The organism is Kitasatospora sp. NPDC056446, assembly GCF_042796115.1.
Lineage (GTDB): Bacteria > Actinomycetota > Actinomycetes > Streptomycetales > Streptomycetaceae > Kitasatospora.
Genome location: NZ_JBHTRF010000061.1, coordinates 6,654 through 29,023, shown reverse-complemented (window position 1 = coordinate 29,023; position 22,370 = coordinate 6,654). Strand labels below are relative to the sequence as shown.

At 72.2% G+C, this 22,370-nt stretch carries 1 protein-coding gene (only partly in view); it reads left to right on the top strand.

The features are described 5' to 3' along the window. Positions 1–22,370, top strand: partial view of a hypothetical protein gene (locus tag ACFQ6N_RS29715; RefSeq protein ID WP_380655530.1) — the 3' portion only. The gene continues 5,041 nt to the left of window position 1, outside the view; the window shows 22,370 of its 27,411 coding nt (coding positions 5,042–27,411); its start codon lies off the left edge, out of view; it ends in the stop codon at positions 22,368–22,370.

Genomic DNA, 22,370 nt, shown 5'->3' with positions numbered 1-22,370 from the left:
ACCAGTGGGACGCGGACCGCGACTCCGGCTCCGGCGGCGCCAAGCAGGTGCCGTGGGACCCGCGCCACACCTACTTCTTCGCCGGCCACTCCGACCGGGAGGGGTTCCACCTGCCGCTGGCCGACGGCGGGACGGCCAAGGCCGTCAGCGGGCAGCAGGTCGGCGGGCTGCTGAACCGCCGCCCCAGCCTCGTGGCGCTGAAGGACGCGGCCGGGCAGGGCAAGCAGGCGTCGATCGTGGTGCTGGGCTGCGAGTCGGCCGTGCACGCCAAGGAGATCGCCAACGCGACCGGCATGAAGGTGCACGCCCCCACCGGCCGCACCGGCGTGGCCGGGTCCGAGGCGGGGCCGAAGCTCTACGTGCGCGACACGGCGACGGGCGACCGGGGGGACTTCCAGACCTTCCACCCGGACACCGAGAGCGCCCCCGGGCCCGTCCGGGCCGTCACCCCGGTCGCGCCGCCCGCCGCGCCGGTACGCCGCCCCGAGCCCAGCCCGACCGACAACAGCAGCGACTACTTCGACAGCAGCGACGACGAATCGGACGCGGGCGGCCAGAACGCACACCACGACGAGGTCGACGAACTGGCCGACGGATTCCAGCAGTTGGACGTCCAGCCGACGTACTACCTGCTGGACCAGTCCGCCGTCGACGAACTCGACGCCCGCAACGTCTTCGTCGACGCCGACGCCGCCACGCTGTTCCCCTACCTGCCCCCGCACCTGCCCGAGCACGAAGCCGTCGACGTCCTCGCCGCCCCCTGGGAGAGCGAGGACCACCCCGGCCTGACCTGGGCACTCACCCACTACGACCGCGACGAGATCGCCGACGGCGACGCCGTCCAGTGGCGCCAGGACTTCAGCCGGCTGTACCGCTGGGAGAACGGCAACCGCCACCCGGAGGAGGTGTTCCAGAACGGGTTCGTGCCGCACAACCCCGCCCACACCCCGCCCCTGCACACCTACGTCACCGCCAACGAGCCCTCGTCGTACGTCAGCACCACCCGTCTGGCGAACGCCCGGCACGACGAATGGGGCACCACCTACCGCTACCTGATCGACGCCCCCGGCGGCATCGACGTCGAGCAGTCGCTGCCCCACGGCGGACTGGCCGGGGCCGAGGGCGAGGTCGCCTTCCCCGGCGGCATCCGCCCGGAGTTCATCGTCGGCGTCGAGGTCGTCCACAACACCGGCGTGGACGAGCACGGCCGGTACGTCCAGCCGGTGGAGTTCATCCCCAACCCCAACCACTGGCCCACCCACCGCAGCCCCGAGCAGTACCTGCCCCAGGCCGGTCACCAGCCCGAGCACGAGCACGACCCCAACGTCTTCGACAACGGCGACGGCGGCCACCAGCCCCTCACCGACGGCGAGTTGGTCACCCACGAGCTCGTCGGCGAGGACGGCGCCAAGGTCGGCCGCGCCTTCCACACCACCGCCGACTTCGCCCTGCGCCGCGAGACGCACCAGAACTTCCCCTCCGAGCGGTCGACGGCCGAACACCAGGTCGCCAACCCGGACTTCGCGCCGAAGAAGGCCGTGCGCGCCGACGGCGGCTTCGACTGGGAGGCCTACGGGCGCGGCGAGAACAAGCCGGGTATACGCGACGGCGCCGACGCGGACGTCCTGGTCCCCTGGGACCCGAAGTCCAAGCCGTACTTCGCGAACCTGCACGGCACCGGCGAACAGCTGAAGGTCGCCGTGCGCACCCCCGACGGCAAGGAAGGGCACAAGGCCGTCTCCTACGGGGAGTTCGGAGGGATGCTGCGCCGGCGCGACAGCGTGGCGGAGCTGCCCAGGGAGTCCCCGATCGTGCTGGAGGCGTGCAACGCCGGCCTGTCCCACGAGGGCCTGCGGCAGATCGCGGACGCCACCGGCCGTACCGTGCACGCCACCACCGGAAAGACGTACGTCGCCAAGGAGGCCGACGGCAGCTCCAAGCTCGTCCTGCTGCACGAACCCGGCCAGGAGCGCGCGGAGTTCGTCACCGTCCACCCCACCGGCAGGCACGACCCCGCCACCGTCACCGAGGCCGCGGACGGCCGCGTCGTCACCCAGGAGGACGGCGCCCACCTGCTCGACGTCGGTGAGGAGCCGGTCACCGGCGCCCCGATGCCGCTGGTGCGCCACCCGCGCGACACCGATGCCACCGCCGACCCGCTGGCGCCGACCGCCCGCCAGGACATGGTGCCCGGTGCCCGCGACCTGGAGATGGTCGAGCACCTGCGCCGCAACGCGGTGGTGCGCGACGACCGTCCGCGCGAGTGGAGCGAGCACGACCACGCCCTCTACGACCACCTCACGGCCGACCCCCGCCGCCCCTTCGACTTCTGGAAGAAGCTGGGGGAGGACCAGGCCGCGGCCCTCGTCCTGGCCGAACGCAAGGGTCTGGAGTTCGACGCCCGCGAGCGCGCCCTCCTCAAGGACCGGCTGCGGGAGGCCACCGGCACCTGGTCCTGGGCACAGAACTACCCCCGCGACACCGAACAGGCCCTCGACACTCTGATCACCGCCGTCGAGAACCACATGCGCGACAACATGTTCGTCGCCACCAACTTCTTCCTCGACCGGCCGCTCAACGCCAACCGCCAGATCACCCTGGGCACGTCCGGAGGCAACGGCGCCCCCGCCCGGCCCGAACCCGTGCGGAAGACCGTCCTCGACCTGATGATCGAGGACCCCGACCAGACGTTCAAGAACGCCTGGCAGACCGGTGCCTCCCAGGCCGCCGCGGCTGGCTCGCGTCGAGGCGGCGTCGAGGAGCACTTCGGCTACGCCGCCACGCTGCACCGCGACCCCGGCAGCCGTGAGCTCTTCCAGGACACCGCGACCGACAAGAGCGAGTTCCACCCGGACGAGAAGGCGGCGGCCCGGCTGCCCAAGTACGGGGCGCTGGTCTCCGAACTCCAGCCGCGCGGCGTGGCCGTGCGCTACGGCAGCGCGATCCTGCGCTGGAAGGACGACGTCCGCGCCCGCGTCACCCACACCCCCAAGGACTCCTGGTCGGCGGGCCCGATGGGCGCCCGCTCCTTCACCTCCGACGCCCACCTGCTGCCGCTGCTCAACTACGGCACCGACTTCATGGTCCGCCGGGTCTTCGGTGAGGCCACCGGCTTCCAGCACGACGTCGACTTCGGCCGGCGCCTGCTGCGCGAGGGCATGGAGACCCCCGAGTACTTCGAGACCCAGGTCCACGGCGACCTGCACTGGCGCGACCTGGGCAACGTCACCATCGTCCACCTCCCCGAGGGCGGCACGGCCGACCTGCGCACCGGGCCGATTCCCACGGCGGAGGCCGCCCGGCAGATGCGCGACCGCCTCCTCGCCCACGGGCAGGACAAGGGCTACGACTTCACCGTCGACCTGCGCCTGCAGGGGCAGCCGCCGGTGCTGGAGCGGCTCGTCCCCCTCCTGCACCCCTCCGTCACCGCGCCCCCCGCCGAGCACCCCGTCCAGGTGACGGACGGGCACGTCCCGACCATCCTCGACAACGGCGACGAGATCACCGAGGCGCCGATCCACGACGCCGCGCCCCACGACCTCACACTCCAGGACCTCACGCTCCAGGACGCCGGGCACGACCAGGGCGTGACCCCGCCCCCGGAGGGCGGGCCGATGAGGATGGCCGACCACCCGCTCGACGTCCCCCGGCGGATGCCCGGCCCGGACGCCACCGACCCGCTCCCCACCGGGTGGACCCACCTGTCCGGCCTGCGCGAGCAGATGGCCGCCCTGCCCGCGGACAGTCCCGAACGCGGGGCGCTGCAACGGCAGATCGACCGCGCCCAGAGCAGGCTGCGGTCGGACTTCACGACCTTCCTCGACCACGAGCGCAGCGACCTCGCCACCGCCGCCCGCAACCGCGAGCAGCGGATCACCGAGCTGCGCACCCAGACGCCGGCACCCGGAACGTGGCAGGAGGACCACCACCGGCAGCACTTGGACACCCTGGAACTGGAGGTGCGTGAACTCCACGCCGAGATCGACCGCCACGCCCTGGACGCCGAGTCCAAGCAGCGCATGGTCCCCGGCGCCAAGGACCTCGCCGTCGTCAAGCACCTCCAGGACCCGCCGAACAACCCGCTGAACCCGCAGGAACACCCGCAGGCGCTCCTGGACCGCCTCAACGACTCCGGCGTCGACTGGAGCGCCCTGCACCCCGTCCAGGCGGCCGCCCTGGTCATGGTCGAACGCAAGGCGATGGCCTTCGAACAGCGTGACCGCGCGCTGCTCACCGAGAAGCTGACCGCCGCCACCGGCGAATGGGCGTGGGCGGCCCGGTACCCCCGGGACACCCCCGAGCAGGTCGAGCAACTGATCACCGCCGCCGAGCAGCACATGCGCGGCACCATGTACGTCGCCACGAACTTCCACTTCGACCGGCCGCTCAACGCCAACCGCCAGGCCGGCCCCGAAGGGCCCGGCCGCAACCTCGGCGGGTGGGGCTGGAAGCCGAAGACCCTGCTGGACAAGCTGATGGCCGACCGGCAGGGCCTGTTCCGCAACGCCTGGGAGACCGGCGCCTCCCAGGCCGCCGTCGTCCCCTCGCGCCGCGGCGGCGTGGAGGAGCACTTCGGCTACGCGCCGGCCCTGAAGCGCAGCCACGACACCCGCGACCTCTTCCAGGACACCGGCAGCGAGGACAGTAAGTTCGCCCCCTCGAAGGAGGACCGCGCCCTGCTGCCCAAGTACGGGGCGCTGGTCTCGGACCTGCAGCCGTACGGCGTGGCCCAGCGTTACGGCGCGTTCGCGCTGCACTGGTCCGACACGATCCGCGGCCGGGTCACCCACACGCCCAACGACTCCTGGACGCCCCGGGAGAAGGGCGCCCTGTCGGTGACCTCCGACTCCCACATGCTGCCGCTGCTGCTGTGGGGCGAACGGCCCATGGTCGAACGGGTCTTCGGCGAGGCGACCGGCTTCCGGCACGACCCGGACTTCGGGGAGCGGATGCTCCGCGAGGGGATGGACACCAACAGCTACTTCGAGACGCAGATCCACGGCCCGCTGGCCTGGTCCGACCTGCGGCAGGTCGTCATCAGCCACCGGGAGAACAGCGACGCGCCCCCCGCCCGGGGCCAGGAGCACCTGCCCACCCAGCGGCGGGCCGAGAAGCTCGCCGCCAAGCTCGAAGCGTTCGCGGCGAAGAAGGGCCACCCCTTCACGGTGGAACTGCGCCCGGCCGGCACCCTGCCGTGGATCAACCGCCCGCACGACGGCCTGGCCCCCGCGCCCGTGCCCGTCCACACCCCCGTGCCCGTCCACACCCCCGTGCCCGTCGTGCAGCAGCCGCACCCGCAGCAGCAGCACGAGAACGTCCCGAACATCATCGACAGCGACAGCGGCTCGGACTCCTCCTGGTCGCAGCACGGCGACGACCAGGTGCAGGGCCTCGACCACGCCCAGGGCTTCGAGCAGCCGCAGGGCTACGAGCTCCCGCACCAGCTCGTCGACGAGTTCGCGATGCGCAACACCGAGGTCAGCTACGACGCCGGCTGGGCGGGCCAGCCGTTCGTCCCCGGCCGGGAGCAGCCCCTGCTCGGGGCCGGTCCCTGGCACCCCGAAGCGGGGGAGTACTGGGACGCGTCCGTCACCGGGTTCGACCGCGACCGTCTCTTCGCCGACCTCGACTCGCAGTTGGCCGCCGAGGAGCAGGCCGCCCACGGGTACGACTCCGACTCGGACTCCGACGCCGGGGGCGCCGGCGCCCAGGCGACCCCGCTGCACTGGCGCTGGGACCACAGCGTGCTGTACCGCTGGGAGAACGGCACCCGGCACTACCTGGACGTGTTCGCCGAGGGGTTCGCCCCCCGGGCCGAGGACACGTACATGCCGCTGGAGACCTACCTCGTCGACAACCCCGCGTCGGTGTTCGTCAGCACCACGCGCTCGGCGACCCACCAGAGCCCCGGCTGGGGCACCCGCTACCGCTACCTGATCGACGCCCCCGGCGGCATCGACGTCCGCGCCACCCTCCCGCACCGCCAACTCGCGGACGCGGAACAGGAAGTGGCCTTCCCCGGCGGAATCCGCCCCGAGTTCATCGTCGGCGTCGAGATCGTCAACGACATCACGCTGATGCACGACGAGCAGAACCCGGACGTCACCTGGTACGAGCACCCGGTGGCCTTCGTCCCCAACCCCGGCTACCAGCCCGCCCACCGCTTCGCCGAACCGCAGGAGCACCACGGACAGTTCGACCAGCACGAGCAGTACTGGGACCACGGGAACCAGGACCACGAGGGCGACGGCGGCATCGGCGGGCTCGGCCTGGCCCTGGCCAACGCCTCCATCCACGACACCACCGGCAACAGCGGCCACCAGCCCTTCACCGGCGGCGAGTTGGTCACGCATGAACTCGTCGGGGAGGACGGCGCCAAGGTCGGCCGGTCCTTCCACACGAGCACGGACTTCGCCCTGCGCCGCGAGACGCACCAGAACTTCCCCTCCGAGCGGTCGACGGCCGAACACCAGGTCGTCAACCCGGACTTCGCGCCGAAGAAGGCCGTGCGCGCCGACGGCGGCTTCGACTGGGAGGCCTACGGGCGCGGGGAGAACAAGCCGGGCGTACGGGACGGCGCGGACGCGGACGTGCTGGTCTCCTGGGACCCGAAGTCGAAGCCGTACTTCGCGAACCTGCACGGCACCGGCGAACAGCTGAAGGTCGCCGTGCGCACCCCCGACGGCAAGGAGGGCTACAAGGCCGTCTCCTACGGGGAGTTCGGCGGGATGCTGCGCCGGCGCGACAGTGTGATCGCGCTGCCGGAGAAGTCGCCGATCGTGCTGGAGGCGTGCAACGCGGGCCTGTCCCACGAGGGCCTGCGGCAGATCGCGGACGCCACCGGCCGTACCGTGCACGCGATGACCGGCAAGACGTACGTCGCCAAGGAGGCCGACGGCAGCTCCAAGCTCGTCCTGCTGCACGAAGCGGGCCAGGAACGCCCGGAGTTCGTCACCGTCCACCCCACCGGCAAGCACGAACCCGTCGCCGAGGGCACGGAAAACCGCGTCGTCCCCCAGGAGGACGGCGCCCATGTCCTCGACGTGGGCGAGGAGAGGATCCCCGGCGGCCCGATGCCGCTGGCGCGCCACCCCCGCGACACCGACGCCGACCCGCTCGCGCCCACCGCCCGCCAGGACATGGTGCCCGGCGCCCGCGACCTGGAGATGGTCGAGCACCTGCGGCGCAACGCCGTGCTGCGCGACGACCGGCCGAGCGAGTGGAGCGAGAACGACCACGCCCTGTACGAGGCGCTCAGCGCGCCCGGCCCCCGCCGTTCCCTCGACTTCTGGAAGAAGCTGGGCGAGGACCAGGCCGCCGCCCTCGTCCTCGCCGAACGCAAGGGCCTGGAGTTCGACGCCCGCGAACGCGCCATGCTCAAGGACCGGCTGAGGAACGCCCAGGGCGACTGGGCGTGGGCGCAAAGCTACCCCCGCGACACCGAGCAGGCCCTCGACACCCTGATCACCGCCGTCGAGGACCACATGCACTCCGGCATGTTCGTCGCCACCAACTTCGTCCTCGACAAGGCGCTCAACGCCAGCCGCAGGAACGACCTGGGGCCGTCCGGCGGCGCCCCCGCCCGGCCCGAGCCGGCCCGGAAGACCGTCCTCGACCTGATGATCGAGGACCCCGACCAGACCTTCAAGAACGCCTGGCAGACCCGCGGCTCCCAGGCCGCCGTCGACGACTCGCGCCGAGGCGGCGTCGAGGAGCACTTCGGCTACGCCGCCACGCTGCGCCGCGACCCCGCCACCCGGGAGCTCTTCCAGGACGACTGGGCCCGGACCAGCGTGTTCCACCCGGACGACAAGGGCGCCGCCCGGCTGCCCAAGTACGGGGCGCTGGTCTCCGAACTCCAGCCGCGCGGCGTGGCCGAGCGCTACGGCAACGCGATCATGCGCTGGAAGGACGACATCCGCGCCCGCGTCACCCACACCCCCAAGGACTCCTGGTCGGGCGGCCCGATGGGCGCCCGCTCCTTCACCTCGGACTCCCATCTGCTGCCGCTGCTCAACTACGGCGTCGGCTTCATGGTGCGCCGGGTCTTCGGCGAGGCCACCGGCTTCGAGCACGACGTCGAGTTCGGCCGGCAGCTGCTGCGCGAGGGCATGGACACCTACGACTACTTCGAGACCCAGATCCACGGCGACCTGCACTGGCGCGACCTGCACAGCGTCACCCTCGTCCACGTCCCCGAGGGCCGGCCGGCCGGCGCCCTGCCCACGGCGGAGGCCGCCCGGCAGATGCGCGACCGCCTCCTCGCCCACCAGCAGGCGAACGGTTACGAGTTCACCGTCCACCTGCGCGAGCAGGGACAGCCGCCGGTGCTGGAGCGGATCGTCCCGCACCCCTCCGTCACCCAGCCCCCCGCCGCCGAGCACCCCGTCCAGGCGACGGACGAGCACCCCACCATCCTCGACAACGACGGCGAGATCACGGAGATCGTCGAGGACGCCCACGACGCCGGGCACGACGAGGGCGTGACCCCGCCCCCGGAGGGCGGGCCGATGAGGGTGGCCGACCACCCGCTCGACGTCCCCCGGCGGATGCCCGGCCCGGACGCCACCGACCCGTTCCACACCGGGTGGGGCAACCTGACCACCCTGCGCGAGCGGATGGCCGCCCTGCCCGAGGACAGCCCCGACCGCGCCGCGCTGCAGCGCGAGATCGACCGCGCCCAGGGCAGGCTGCGGTCGGACTTCACGACCTTCCTCGACCACGACGGCAGCGACCTCACCGCCGCGGCCGAGACGCGCGAGCAGCGGATCACCGAACTGCGCACGCAGACACCGGAACCGGGAACGTGGCAGGAGGAGCACCACCGCCGGACCCTGGACACCCTGGAACTGGAGGTACGCGAACTCCACGCCGAGATCGACCGCCACGCCCTGGACGCCGAGTCCAAGCAGCGGATGGTCCCGGGCGCGCGGGACCTCGCCGTCGTCAAGCACCTCCAGGACCCGCCGAACAACCCGCTGAACGAGGCGGAGCACGAGCAGGCGCTCCTGGACCGCCTCAACGGCTCCGGCGTCGACTGGAGTTCCCTGCACCCCGTCCAGGCGGCAGCCCTGGTCATGGTCGAACGCAAGGCGATGGCCTTCGAGCAGCGTGACCGCGCGCTGCTCACCGAGAAGCTGACCGCCGCCACCGGCGAGTGGGCCTGGGCCGCGAACTACCCCCGGGACACCCCCGAGCAGGTCGGGGAGCTGATCACCGCCGTCGAGGGCCACATGCGTACCGGCATGTACGTCGCCACGAACTTCCACTTCGACCGGCCGCTCAACGCCAACCGCCAGGCCGGCCCCGAAGGGCCCGGCCGCAACCTCGGCGGGTGGGGCTGGAAGCCGAAGACCCTGCTGGACAAGCTGATGGCCGACCGGCAGGGCCTGTTCCGCAACGCCTGGGAGACCGGCGCCTCCCAGGCCGCCGTCGTCCCCTCGCGCCGCGGCGCCGTGGAGGAGCAGATGGGCTACGCGCCCGCTCTGAAGCGCAGCCACGACACCCGCGACCTCTTCCAGGACACCGGCAGCGAGGACAGCAAGTTCGCCCCCTCGAAGGAGGACCGCGCCCTGCTGCCCAAGTACGGGGCTCTGGTCTCCGACCTCCAGCCCTACGGCGTGGCGCAGCGCTACGGCGCGTTCGCGCTGCACTGGTCCGACGACATCCGCGGCCGGGTCACCCACACGCCCAACGACTCCTGGACGCCCCGGGAGAAGGGCGCCCTGTCGGTGACCTCCGACACCCACATGCTGCCGCTCCTGCTGTGGGGCGAACAGCCCATGGTGCGCCGGGTCTTCGGCGAGGCCACCGGCTTCGAGCACGACCCACAGTTCGGCGAGCGGATGCTCACCGAAGGCATGGACACCAACAGCTACTTCGAGACGCAGATCCACGGCCCGCTGGCCTGGTCCGACCTGCGGCACATCGTCATCAGCCACCGGGAGAACAGCGACCAGCCCGCCGCCCGGGGCCAGGCACACCTGCCCACCGAGCAGCGGGCCGAGAAGCTCGCCGCCAAACTCCGCGCGTTCGCGGCGAAGGAGCAGCACACCTTCACGGTGGAACTGCGCCCGGCCGGCACCCTGCCGTCGCGCAACCGCCCGCAGGACGGCCTGGCCCCCGTGCCCGTCGCGCAGCAGCCGCACCCGCAGCAGCAGCACGAGAACGTCCCGAACATCATCGACAGCGGCAGTGACAGCGACTCGGACAGCTCCTGGTCGCAGCACGGGGAGGAACACGAGGAGCAGGGCGGCGAGGTCGTCGACGAGCCGCAGGGCTTCGAACTCGGCCAGGAATTCCACGACATGCTCTGGGCGCGCAACGTCGTGGTCGACTACCGGGCCGGTGGGGCGGGCCAGTGGTTCGTGCCCGGCCCGGAGCACCCCGAGCACGGGGCCGGCCCCTGGCACCCCGAGACGGGGGAGTACTGGGACGCGTCGGTCACCGGGTTCGACCGTGACCGGATCTTCGCCGACCTCGACTCGCAGCTGGCCGCCGAGGAGGCCGCCAACGCCTCGGACTCCGACTCCGACGGCGAGGGCGCCGGGGCCCAGGCGACCCCGCTGCGCTGGCGCTGGGACACCAGCCTGCTGTTCCGCTGGGACAACGGCGCCCGGGACTACCTGGACGTGTTCGAGCACGGGTTCCGGCCCCGCAACGAGGAGTACTACCCGAACCTGGAGAGGTACCTCTTCGACAACCCCGACTCCATCTTCGTGAGCACCACGCGCTCGGCGACCCACCAGAGCCCCGGCTGGGGCACCGTCCACCGCTACCTGATCGACGCCCCCGGCGGCATCGACGTGCGCGAGACGTTCCCGCACCGGCAACTCGCCGACATCGAGCAGGAAGTGTCCTTCCCCGGCGGCATCCGCCCGGAGTTCATCGTCGGCGTCGAGATCGTCAACCACACCCCGCTGGACGGCGGTACCGGAGTGTACGAGCACACGGTGACCTTCGTCCCCAACCCCGGCTACCGCCCGGACCACCGCGTCGTTGCCCAGGAACAGCACGAGCAGCACGAGCAGCACGAGCAGCACTGGGACCAGTGGGACCAGCACGACCAGGACCACGAGGGCGACGGCGGCGTCGGCGCGCTCGGCCTGACCCTGGCCAACGCCACCATCCACGACAACGGCGGCCACCAGCCCCTCACCGACGGCGAGTTGGTGACGCACGCCCTGGTGGGAGAGAACGGGGAGAAGGTCGGGCGGTCCTTCCATACGGAGACGGACTTCGCCCTGCGCCGCGAGACGCACCAGAACTTCCCCTCCGAGCGGTCGACGGCCGAACACCAGGTCGTCAACCCGGACTTCGCGCCGAAGAAGGCCGTGCGCGCCGACGGCGGCTTCGACTGGGAGGCCTACGGGCGCGGGGAGAACAAGCCGGGCGTACGCGACGGCGCCGACGCGGACGTCCTGGTGTCCTGGGACCCGAAGTCCAAGCCATACTTCGCGAACCTGCACGGCACCGGCGAACAGCTGAAGGTCGCCGTCCGCACCCCCGGCGGCAAGGAGGGCTACAAGGCCGTCTCCTACGGGGAGTTCGGCGGGATGCTGCGCCGGCGCGACAGCGTGATTGCGCTGCCGGAGAAGTCGCCGATCGTGCTGGAGGCGTGCAACGCCGGCCTGTCCCACGAGGGCCTGCGGCAGATCGCGGACGCCACCGGCCGTACCGTGCACGCGATGACGGGCAAGACGTACGTCGCCAAGGAGGCGGACGGCAGCTCCAAGCTCGTCCTGCTCCACGAAGCGGGCCAGGAGCGGCCGGAGTTCGTCACCGTCCACCCCACCGGCAAGCACGACCCCGCCACCGTCACCGTCACCGAGACCGAGGCCAAGGACACCCGCGTCGTCACCCAGGAGGACGACGCCCACGTCCTCGACGTCGGCGAGGGACCGGTCACCGGCGCCCCGATGCCGCTGGTGCGCCACCCCCGCGACACCGACGGCGCCGCCGACCCGCTGGCGCCGACCGCCCGCCAGGACATGGTGCCCGGCGCCCGCGACCTGGAGATGATCGAGCACCTGCGCCGCAACGCCGTGCTGCGCGACGACCGGCCGAGCGAGTGGAGCGAGCGCGACCACGCCCTGTACGACCAGCTCACGGCCGACCCCCGCCGCCCCTTCGACTTCTGGAAGAAGCTCGGCGAGGACCAGGCGGCCGCCCTCGTCCTCGCCGAACGCAAGGGCCTGGAGTTCGACGCCCGCGAACGCGCCGAACTCAAGCAGAACCTGCGCGACGCCCAGGGCGACTGGGCGTGGGCGCAAAGCTACCCCCGCGACACCGAACAGGCCCTCGACACCCTGATCACCGCCGTCGAGAACCACATGCGCGACAGCATGTTCGTCGTCACCAACCTGCCCCTGGAGCGAGCGCCCGGCACCGGCCCGCGCGAGCACGCCTTCGGCACCACGGGCGGCGACGCCCCCCGGACCGGGCCCGCGCCCAGGACCCTCCTGGACCTGCTGATCCAGGAGACCGACCCCAAGCAGACGTTCAAGAACTCCTGGCAGACCGGCACCTCCCAGGGCGACGGCAACACCTCGCTGCGGGGCGGCACCGAGGAACACCTCAGCTACTCCGCCACACTGCGCCGCGACCCCTCCACCCGGGACCGCTTCCAGGACACCCGCACCGAGGAGAGCGTCTTCCGCCCGGACGAGAAGGCGGCGGCCCGGCTGCCCAAGTACGGGGCCCTGGTCTCCGAACTCCAGCCGCGCGGCGTGGCCGTGCGCTACGGCAGCGGCATCATGCGCTGGAAGGACGACGTCCGCGCCCGCGCCACCCACACCCCCAAGGACTCCTTCGCCGGGGACGCGATGGGCGCCCGCTCGGTGACCTCCGACTCCCACCTGCTGCCACTGCTCAACCACGGCAACGCCGCCCTGGTGCGCCGGGTCTTCGGCGAGGCCACCGGCTTCGAGCACGACGCCGACTTCGGCCGCAAGATGCTGGCCGAGGGCATGGAGAGCTTCGACTACTTCGAGACCCAGATCCACGGAGACCTGCACTGGCGCGACCTGAGCAGCGTCACCATCGTCCACCTCCCCGAAGGCCGCCGGGCCGACCTGCGCACCGGGCCGCTGCCCACGGCGGAGGCCGCCCGGCAGATGCACGACCGCCTCCTCGCCCACCAGCAGGCGGGCGGTTACGACTTCACCGTTCACCTGCGCCGGCACGACCACGCGCCGGTGCTGGAGCGGATCGTCCCGCACCCCTCCGTCACCGAGCACCCCGGCGAGGTGACGGACGGGCACGTCCCGACCATCCTCGACAACGGCGACGAGATCACCGAGGCACCGGTCCAGGACCACACCCAGGCGCTCACCGAGGTGAACACCGAGGCGAACAACGGGGAGAACACCGGGGGAGAGCCGCCCACCGTCCAGGAGATCCGCCTGGTCGACCACCCCGACGACGCCCCGCTGCGCTTCCCCGGCGTCACCGCCGAGGACCCCTTCCCCGCCGCCGACCGCTGGCAGAACCTCGCCGACCTGCGACGCGACGCGGCCGCCCTGCCGCCCGGCGACCCCGCCCGCACCCGACTGGAACGGCAGATCCGGCAGGGTCAGGACGCCCTGCGCACGGGCTTCCAGCGCTACCTCGGCAGCGAGAACGGCAACCTCGCCGCCTCACTGCGGCACCGGGAACAGGAGAGCGTCCGACTCCGCGAGGAGCACGAGGCCGCGCCCGACACCCACGAATGGGAGGCCGAGCACCGCCGCACCCGCCAGGACGTCCTGGCGTACGAGACCCGGGAGCTCCAGGCCGAACTCCACCGCCGCGAGCTCGACGCCGAGTTCAAGCAGCGGATGATCGCCGGCCCGAAGGACCTCGAAGTGGTGGCGCACCTCCAGGACCCGGCCAGGCACGCCGCCGAGCGCGAGAACCTGACACCCGAACAGACCACCCTGCTGGACCGGCTCGAAGCCAAGGACGTGCGCTGGGACTCCCTGGCCCCGGTCCAGGCCGCCGCCCTGGTCCTCGCCGAGCGCAAGGGCATGCTCTTCGACCAGCGCCACCGCGACCTGCTCACCGAGAAGCTGACCGCCGCCACCGGCGAATGGGCCTGGGCCGCGCGCTACCCCCGGGACACCCCCGAGCAGGTCGGTGAGCTGATCACCGCCGTCGAGCGCCACATGGCCACGACGATGAGCATCGCCACCAACTTCCACCTCGACAAGCCGCTCAACGCCAACCGCCAGACCACCTTCGGCAAGGCCGCCTGGAGCCCGGGCACCTGGGGCAGGAAGCCCAAGACCCTCCTGGACCGGCTGGTGGCGGACAAGGACGGGAGCTTCAGGAACACCTGGGAGACCGGGGCCTCCCAGGCCGCCGTCCAGCCCTCGCGCCGCGCCGGCATCGAGGAGCACATGGGCTACGCGCCCGCCCTGGGCCGCAAGTTCGAGAGCCGCAAGCTCTTCCAGGACACCGAGACCGACGACAGCCGGGTCGCGCCCTCGAAGGAGGACCGCGCCCTGCTGCCCAAGTACGGGGCGCTGGTCTCGGAACTCCAGCCCTTCGGCGTGGCACTGCGCTACGGCGCGTACGCGCTGCACTGGTCCGACGACATCCGCGGCCGGGTCACCCACACGCCCAACGACTCCTGGTCGATGGGGGCGGCCGGGGCCCGCTCGGTGACCTCCGACTCCCACCTGCTGCCGCTGCTCATCTGGGGCGACCCGCACATGGTCCGCCGGGTCTTCGGCGAGGTGACCGGGTTCGAACACGACTCGCACCTCGGCGACGAGATGCTCACCCGCGGCATGGCCACCGAGAGCTACTTCGAGACCCAGATCCACGGCCCGCTGACCTGGTCCGACCTGCGACGCGTCGTCATCAGCCACAAGAACCCGGACGCCCCGGCGCAGCCGCAGGGGCCGGGCACCCGGTCCGGCACCCGGCGCGAGGACCCGCTGCCCACCCTGGAACGGGCCGAGGAGATCGCCGCCGAGCTCCGCGCGTTCGCCGCCAAGAAGGGCCACGAGTTCACGGTCGAGCTGCGCCGGGCCGACGCGCCGCCGGTGCTCAACCGCCTGGCCGACGTCCTGACCCCCGCCCAGTCGCAGCAGCCGCACCCGGGGCAGCAGCACGAGAACGTCCCGAGCATCATCGACAGCGGCGCCTACGACCACTGGAGCGACTCCGACTCCGACTCCGACTCCGACTCCGACACGGGCTCCGGCTCCGACGGGGGCGGGGCCGGCCACGGGGACGAGGCGCCCGTCCAGGCCTGGCACGGCGAGCAGCAGGAGCAGCAGCCGCAGGGCTTCGCGCTCAACGGCCACACCGTTGCCGCGTTCGAGCACCGGAACGTGGTGGTCGACTACCAGGCCGGGCCCGCCGGCCAGGAGTTCGTGCCCGGCCGGGAGGAGCCCGAGCTGCTGGCCGGGCCGTGGGAGCTCGAAGGCTTCCCCGGCTGGGACGCGTCGGCCACCGGATACGACCGCGACCGGATCTTCGCCGACCCGGACGAGAACGGGGTCACCTGGCGCGGGGACACCGGCCTGCTGTACCGCTGGGACCACGGCACCCGGCACTACCTGGACGTGTTCGACCAGGGCTTCCCGCCCCGCGACGCCGAACGCTACCCGGACCTGGAGAGGTACGTCTTCGACAACCCCGCGTCGGTGTTCGTCAGCACCACGCGCTCGGCGACCCACCAGAGCCCCGGCTGGGGCACCGTCCACCGCTACCTGATCGACGCCCCCGGCGGCATCGACGTCCGCGCCACCCTCCCGCACCGCCAACTCGCCGACATCGAGCAGGAAGTGGCCTTCCCCGGCGGCATCCGCCCCGAGTTCATCGTCGGCGTCGAGATCGTCAACGACATCACGCTGATGCACGACGAGCAGAACCCGGACGTCACCTGGTACGAGCACCCGGTGACCTTCGTCCCCAACCCCGGCTACCAGCCCGCCCACCGCTTCGCCGAAGCACAGGAACACCAGGGGCAGTTCGACCAGCACGAGCAGCACTGGGACCAGTGGGACCAGCACGACCAGGACCACGACGGCGGTGTCGGCGGGCTCGGCCTGACCCTGGCCAACGCCACCATCGAGGACAACGGCGGCGGCGGCCACCAGCCCCTCACCGACGGCGAGTTGGTCAGCCACGAGCTCGTCGGCGAGGACGGCGCCAAGGTCGGCCGCGCCTTCCACACCACCGCCGACTTCGCCCTGCGCCGCGAGACGCACCTGAACTTCCCCTCCGAGCGGGCGACGGCCGAACACCAGGTCGTCAACCCGGACTTCGCGCCGAAGAAGGCCGTGCGCGCCGACGGCGGCTTCGACTGGGAGGCCTACGGGCGGGGCGAGAACAAGCCGGGCGTACGCGACGGCGCCGACGCGGACGTCCTGGTCCCGTGGGACCCGAAGTCCAAGCCGTACTTCGCGAACCTGCACGGCACCGGCGAGCAGTTGAAGGTCGCCGTGCGCACCCCGGACGGCAAGGAGGGGCACAAGGCCGTCTCCTATGGCGAGTTCGGCGGTGTGCTGCGCCGCCGGCCGAGCCTGAGCGCGCTGTCGGAGGAGTCGCCGATCGTGCTGGAGGCGTGCAACGCCGGCCTGTCCCACGAGGGCCTGCGGCAGATCGCCGACGCCACCGGCCGTACCGTGCACGCCACCACCGGCAAGACCTACGTCGCCAAGGAGGCCGACGGCAGTTCCAAGCTCGTCCTGCTGCACGAAGCGGGCCGGGAACGCCCGGAGTTCGTCACCGTCCACCCCACCCCCAAGCACGACCCCGCCACCGTCACCGACACCACGACCGGCGGCAACCGGTCCTCCGACACGCCCCCGCACGACACCTCCGTCCTCGACGGCAACCGCCACAGCCGGCCGGCGGCCACCGACGCCACCGTGATGCGGCTGGTCGACCACCCGCTCGACGACCCGCTGCGCGCCCCCGGCGCCAAGGCCGAGGACCCGTTCCCGGCGAAGGAGAAGTGGCAGGGCCTCGCGGACCTGCGGCGCGACGCGGCCGCCCTGCCGCCCGGCGACCCCAACCGCCAGGCGCTGGAACGGCAGATCCAGCGCAGGCAGGACAACCTGCGCCCGGACTTCCAGCGTTACCTCGGCAGCGAGGGCAGCGACCTCGCCGCCTCGCTCCGGCAGCGGGAGCAGGAGATCGAGCGGCTCCGCAGCCAGGACGAGTCCTCGCCCGCTGCCCAGGACTGGCAGGCCGAGCACCGCCGGGCCCACCGGGACGCCCTGGAGTACGAGGCCCGGGAGCTGCGCGACGAGATCGAACGCCGCACCCTGGACGCCGAGGCCACCCAGCAGATGGTCGCCGGCCCCAAGGACCTCGAAGTCGTGGCGCACCTCCAGGACCCGGCCAGGCACGCCGCCCAGCGCGAGAACCTGACACCCGAACAGACCACACTGCTGGACCGTCTCGCCGACAAGCGGGTGGACTGGTCGTCCCTGGCCCCGGTCCAGGCGGCTGCCCTGGTCATGGTCGAACGCAAGGGCATGTTCTTCGACCAGCGCCACCGCGACCTGCTCACGCAGAAGCTGACCGCCGCCACCGACAAGTGGGCGTGGGCGGCGGCCTACCCCCGGGACACCCCCGAGCAGGTCGGTGAGCTGATCACCGCCGTCGAGCGGCACATGCGCGACACCATGTTCGTCGCCACCAACCTCCACTTCGACAAGGCGCTCAACGCCAACCGGCAGACCAGCGTCGGCACGGCAGGCGAACACCAGGAGGCCGGCACCCAGCAGCAGGTGGAGACCCTCCTGGACCGGCTGCTCGCCGACCCGGACGGCCTCTTCCGCAACGTCTGGGAGACGGGCGCCTCGCAGGCCGCGATCGTCCCCTCGCGCCGCGGCGGCGTGGAGGAGCACTTCGGCTACGCGCCCGCCGTGGGCCGCGCCCATGAGAGCCGCGACCTCTTCCAGGACACCGTCACCGAGCGCAGCCGGATCGAGCCGTCCGAGGACAACCGCGGCCTGCTGCCCAAGTACGGGGCCCTGGTCTCGGAACTCCAGCCCTTCGGCGTGGCACGCCGCTACGGCGCGTTCTCGCTGCACTGGTCCGACGCCGTCCGCGACCGCTCCTCCCACACCCCCAACGACTCCTGGTCCCTGGGCGCGGCCGGGGCCCGCTCGGTGACCTCCGACTCCCACCCGCTGCCGCTGCTGCTGTGGGGCGAACCGGACCTGGTCCAGCGGATCTTCGGCGAGGCCACCGGGTTCCAGTACGACCCGGGAGCGGTCGAGGGCCTGCGGACCCGGGGCATGACCACCGAGAGCTACTTCGAGACCCAGATCCACGGCCCGCTGGCCTGGTCCGACCTCGCCCGCGTCGTCATCAGCCACGAGGACCCGGCCCCGGGCAGCGAGATCCGGCCCGCCGCGCCCGACGAGAACCCGCTGCCCACCCGGCAGCAGGCCGAGCTGATCGCGGACCGGCTGCGCGCGTTCGCCCAGGACAAGGGCCACCCCTTCACGGTGGAACTGCGCCGGGCCGACGCGCCGCCGGTGCTCGACCGCCTGGCGGACGTCCTGCCCCCCGCCCAGCAGCCGCAGCAGCACGAGAACGTCCCGAACATCATCGACAGCGGCAACGACTACTGGAGCGACTCCGACTCCGACGCGGGCGGTGCCGGCCCCGTCGGCGACCAGCACGGCGAGACCTGGCACGACGAGGTCTCGCACAACGAGGAGCAGGAGCAGCCGCAGGGCTTCTGGCTGGACGACCACGCCCTCGCCGTGCTCGGAGAGCGCAACGTCGCGGTCGACTACCAGGCCGGTTGGGCGGGCCGTTGGTTCGTGCCCGAGTCGGAGCAGCCCCTGCTGGCGGCCGGTCCCTGGCACCCCGAGGCGGGGGAGTACTGGGACGCGTCGATCAACGGGTTCGACCGCGACCGGATCTTCGCCGACCTCCACTCGCAGCTGGCCGCCGAGGAGGCCGCCCACGGGTACGACTCCGACTCGGACTCCGACGCCGGGGGCGCCGGGGCCCAGGTGACCCCGCTGCACTGGCGCTGGGACACCAGCCTGCTGTTCCGCTGGGACAACGGCGCCCGGGACTACCTCCACGTGTTCGAGTACGGGTTCCGGCCCCGCAACGAGGAGTACTACCCGAACCTGGAGACCTACCTCTACGACAACCCCGACTCCGTCTTCGTCAGCACCACGCGCTCGGCGACCCACCAGAGCCCCGGCTGGGGCACCGTCCACCGCTACCTGATCGACGCCCCCGGCGGAATCGACGTCCGTGCCACGTTCCCGAACCGCCAACTCGCCGACATCGAGCAGGAGGTGTCCTTCCCCGGCGGCATCCGGCCCGAGTTCATCGTCGGCGTCGAACTGGTCAACCACACGCACCTGGACGGCGACACCGGGGTGTACGAGCACACGGTGACCTTCATCCCCAACCCCGGCTACCGCCCGGACCACCGCCCCGTTGCCCAGGAACAGCACGAGCAGCACGAGCAGCACGAGCAGTACGACCAGCACTGGGACCAGTACGACCAGTACGGACACGACCAGGACCACGAGGGTGACGGCGGCGTCGGCGGGCTCGGCCTGACGCTGGCCAACGCCACTATCGAGGACAACGGCGGCGGCCACCAGCACTCCACCGGCGGCGAGTTGGTCAGCCACGCGATCGTGGGGGAGGACGGCGCGAACGTCGGCCGCGCCTTCCACACCACCGCCGATTTCACCCTGCGCCGGGAGACGCACCTGAACTTCCCGTCGCAGCGGGCGACGGCCGAACACCAGGTCGTCAACCCGGACTTCGTGCCGAAGAAGGCCGTGCGCGCCGACGGCGGCTTCGACTGGGAGGCCTACGGGCGCGGCGAGAACAAGCCGGGCGTACGGGACGGCGCCGACGCGGACGTCCTGGTCCCCTGGGACCCGAAGTCCAAGCCGTACTTCGCCAACCTGCACGGCACCGGCGACCAGCTGAAGGTCGCCGTGCGCACCCCCGACGGCAAGGAGGGCCACAAGCCGCTCTCCTACGACACGTTCGCTCGTGTGCTGAGCCGCCGCCCCAGCCTGATCGCGCGCTCCGAGGAGTCGCCGATCGTCCTGGAGGCGTGCAACGCCGGGCTGTCCCAGGACGGTCTGCGGCAGATCGCCGACGCCACCGGCCGCACCGTGCACGCCACCACCGGCAAGACGTACGTCGCCAAGGAAGCCGACGGCAGCTCCAGGCTCGTCCTGCTCCACGAAGCGGGCCAGGAACGCCCGGAGTTCGTCACCGTCCACCCCACCCCCAAGCACGAACCCGCCACCGCCACCGAGACCACGGACACCCGCGTCGTCACCCAGGACGGCGGCACCGACGTCCTCGACGGGAACAGCAACAGCCGGCAGGCGGTCACGAATGCCGGCGAGATGCGGCTGGTCGGCCACCCGTCGGACGATCCGCTGCGCATCCCCGGGTCCAGGGCCGAGGACCCGTTCCCGGCGAGGGAGAAGTGGCAGGACCTGGCGGACCTGCGACGCGACGCGGCCGCCCTGCCGCCCGGGACCCCGGCCCGCCAGGAGCTGGAGCGGCGCATCCAGCGCCGGCAGGACAACCTGCGCCCGGACTTCCAGCGCTACCTCGGCGGCGAGGACAGCGACCTCGGCGCCTCGCTGCGGCAGCGTGAGCGGGAGATCGAGCGGCTCGTTCGACAGGACGAGTCCTCGCCCGCCGCCCAGGACTGGCAGGCCGAGCACCGCCGGGCCCACCGGGACGCCCTGGAGTACGAGACCCGGGAACTGCGCAACGAGATCGAACGCCGCACCCTCGCCGCCGAGGCCACCCAGCAGATGGTCCCCGGCCTCAAGGACCTCGAAGTCGTGGACCACCTCGGGAAGAGGGCCGCCCTCGTCGCAGAGCACGAGGGAACACAGGAGGAGCGGGCCCAGGCTCTGCGGGAACTCGACACACGGCTGCCGATACTGACGGACGACTACCGACAACTGCTGGAGCGTCTCGAAGCCAAGGACGTGCGCTGGGACTCCCTGGCCCCGGTCCAGGCAGCCGCCCTGGTCATGGTCGAACGCAAGGGCATGTTCTTCGAGCAGCGCCACCGCGACCTGCTCACCGAGAAGCTGACCGCCGCCACCGACAAGTGGGCGTGGGCGGCGGCCTACCCCCGGGACACCCCCGAGCAGGTCGGTGAGCTGATCACCGCCGTCGAGCGGCACATGCGCGACACCATGTTCATCGCCACCAACCTCCACCTCGACAAGGCGCTCAACGCCAACCGCCAGACCAGCGTCGGCACGCCCGGCGAGCACCACGAAGCCGGCACCCAGCAGCAGGTGGAGACCCTCCTGGACCGGCTGCTCGCCGACCCGGACGGCCTCTTCCGCAACGTCTGGGAGACGGGCGCCTCGCAGGCCGCGATCATCCCGTCACGCCGCGGCGGAGTGGAGGAGCACTTCGGCTACGCGCCCGCCGTGGGCCGCGCCCACGAGAGCCGCGACCTCTACCAGGACACCCTCACCAGTGGGAGCAGGATCGAGCCGACCGAGGACAACCGCGCCCTGCTGCCCAAGTACGGGGCCCTGGTCTCGGAGCTCCAGCCCTTCGGCGTGGCACCGCGCTACGGCGCGTTCTCGCTGCAGTGGTCCGCCGCGGTCCGCGGCCGTGCCTCCCACACGCCCAGCGACTCCTGGACCACGGGGGCCGCGGGGGCGCGATCGGTGACCTCCGACTCCCACCTGCTGCCGCTGCTGCTGTGGGGCGACTCGGCCCTCACCGAGCGGGTCTTCGGCGAGGCGACCGGGTTCCGGTACGACCCGGGAGCGGTCGAGGGTCTGCGGACCCGGGGCATGACCACCGAGAGCTACTTCGAGACCCAGATCCACGGCCCGCTGGCCTGGTCCGACCTCGCCCGCGTCGTCATCAGCCACGAGGACCCGGCCCCGGACGGCGAGATCCAGCCCGCCCCGACGGGCCAGGACCCGCTGCCCACCCGGCAGCAGGCCGAGCAGATCGCGGACCGGCTGCGCGCGTTCGCCCAGGAGAAGGGGCACACCTTCACGGTGGAACTGCGCCGGGCCGACGCGCCGCCGGTCCTGCGCCGCCTGGCCGGGGTCTTCGCCGCCCACCCGGCTCCCCACCCGGCCCCCGCCCCTGCTCCTGTTCCTGCGCCCGTCCCCGCCCCCGCTCCCGTCCCCGTGCCGCATCCGTACGCCGGCGTCGGCGGCGACGAGATCACCCCCGCACCCGACACCCCGACCATCGTCGACGGCGACACCATCGTCGACACCGACACCGACACCGGAACCGACGGCGACACCGACACCGACGTCGAAGCCCCCCGGCCCACCGCCCCCCGCCCGATCGCCGACGACATCCTGGACGTCCTGAACCCCGCCCCCCGGCGGCCTCGGAAGCCGGTGGTGCAGCCGTGA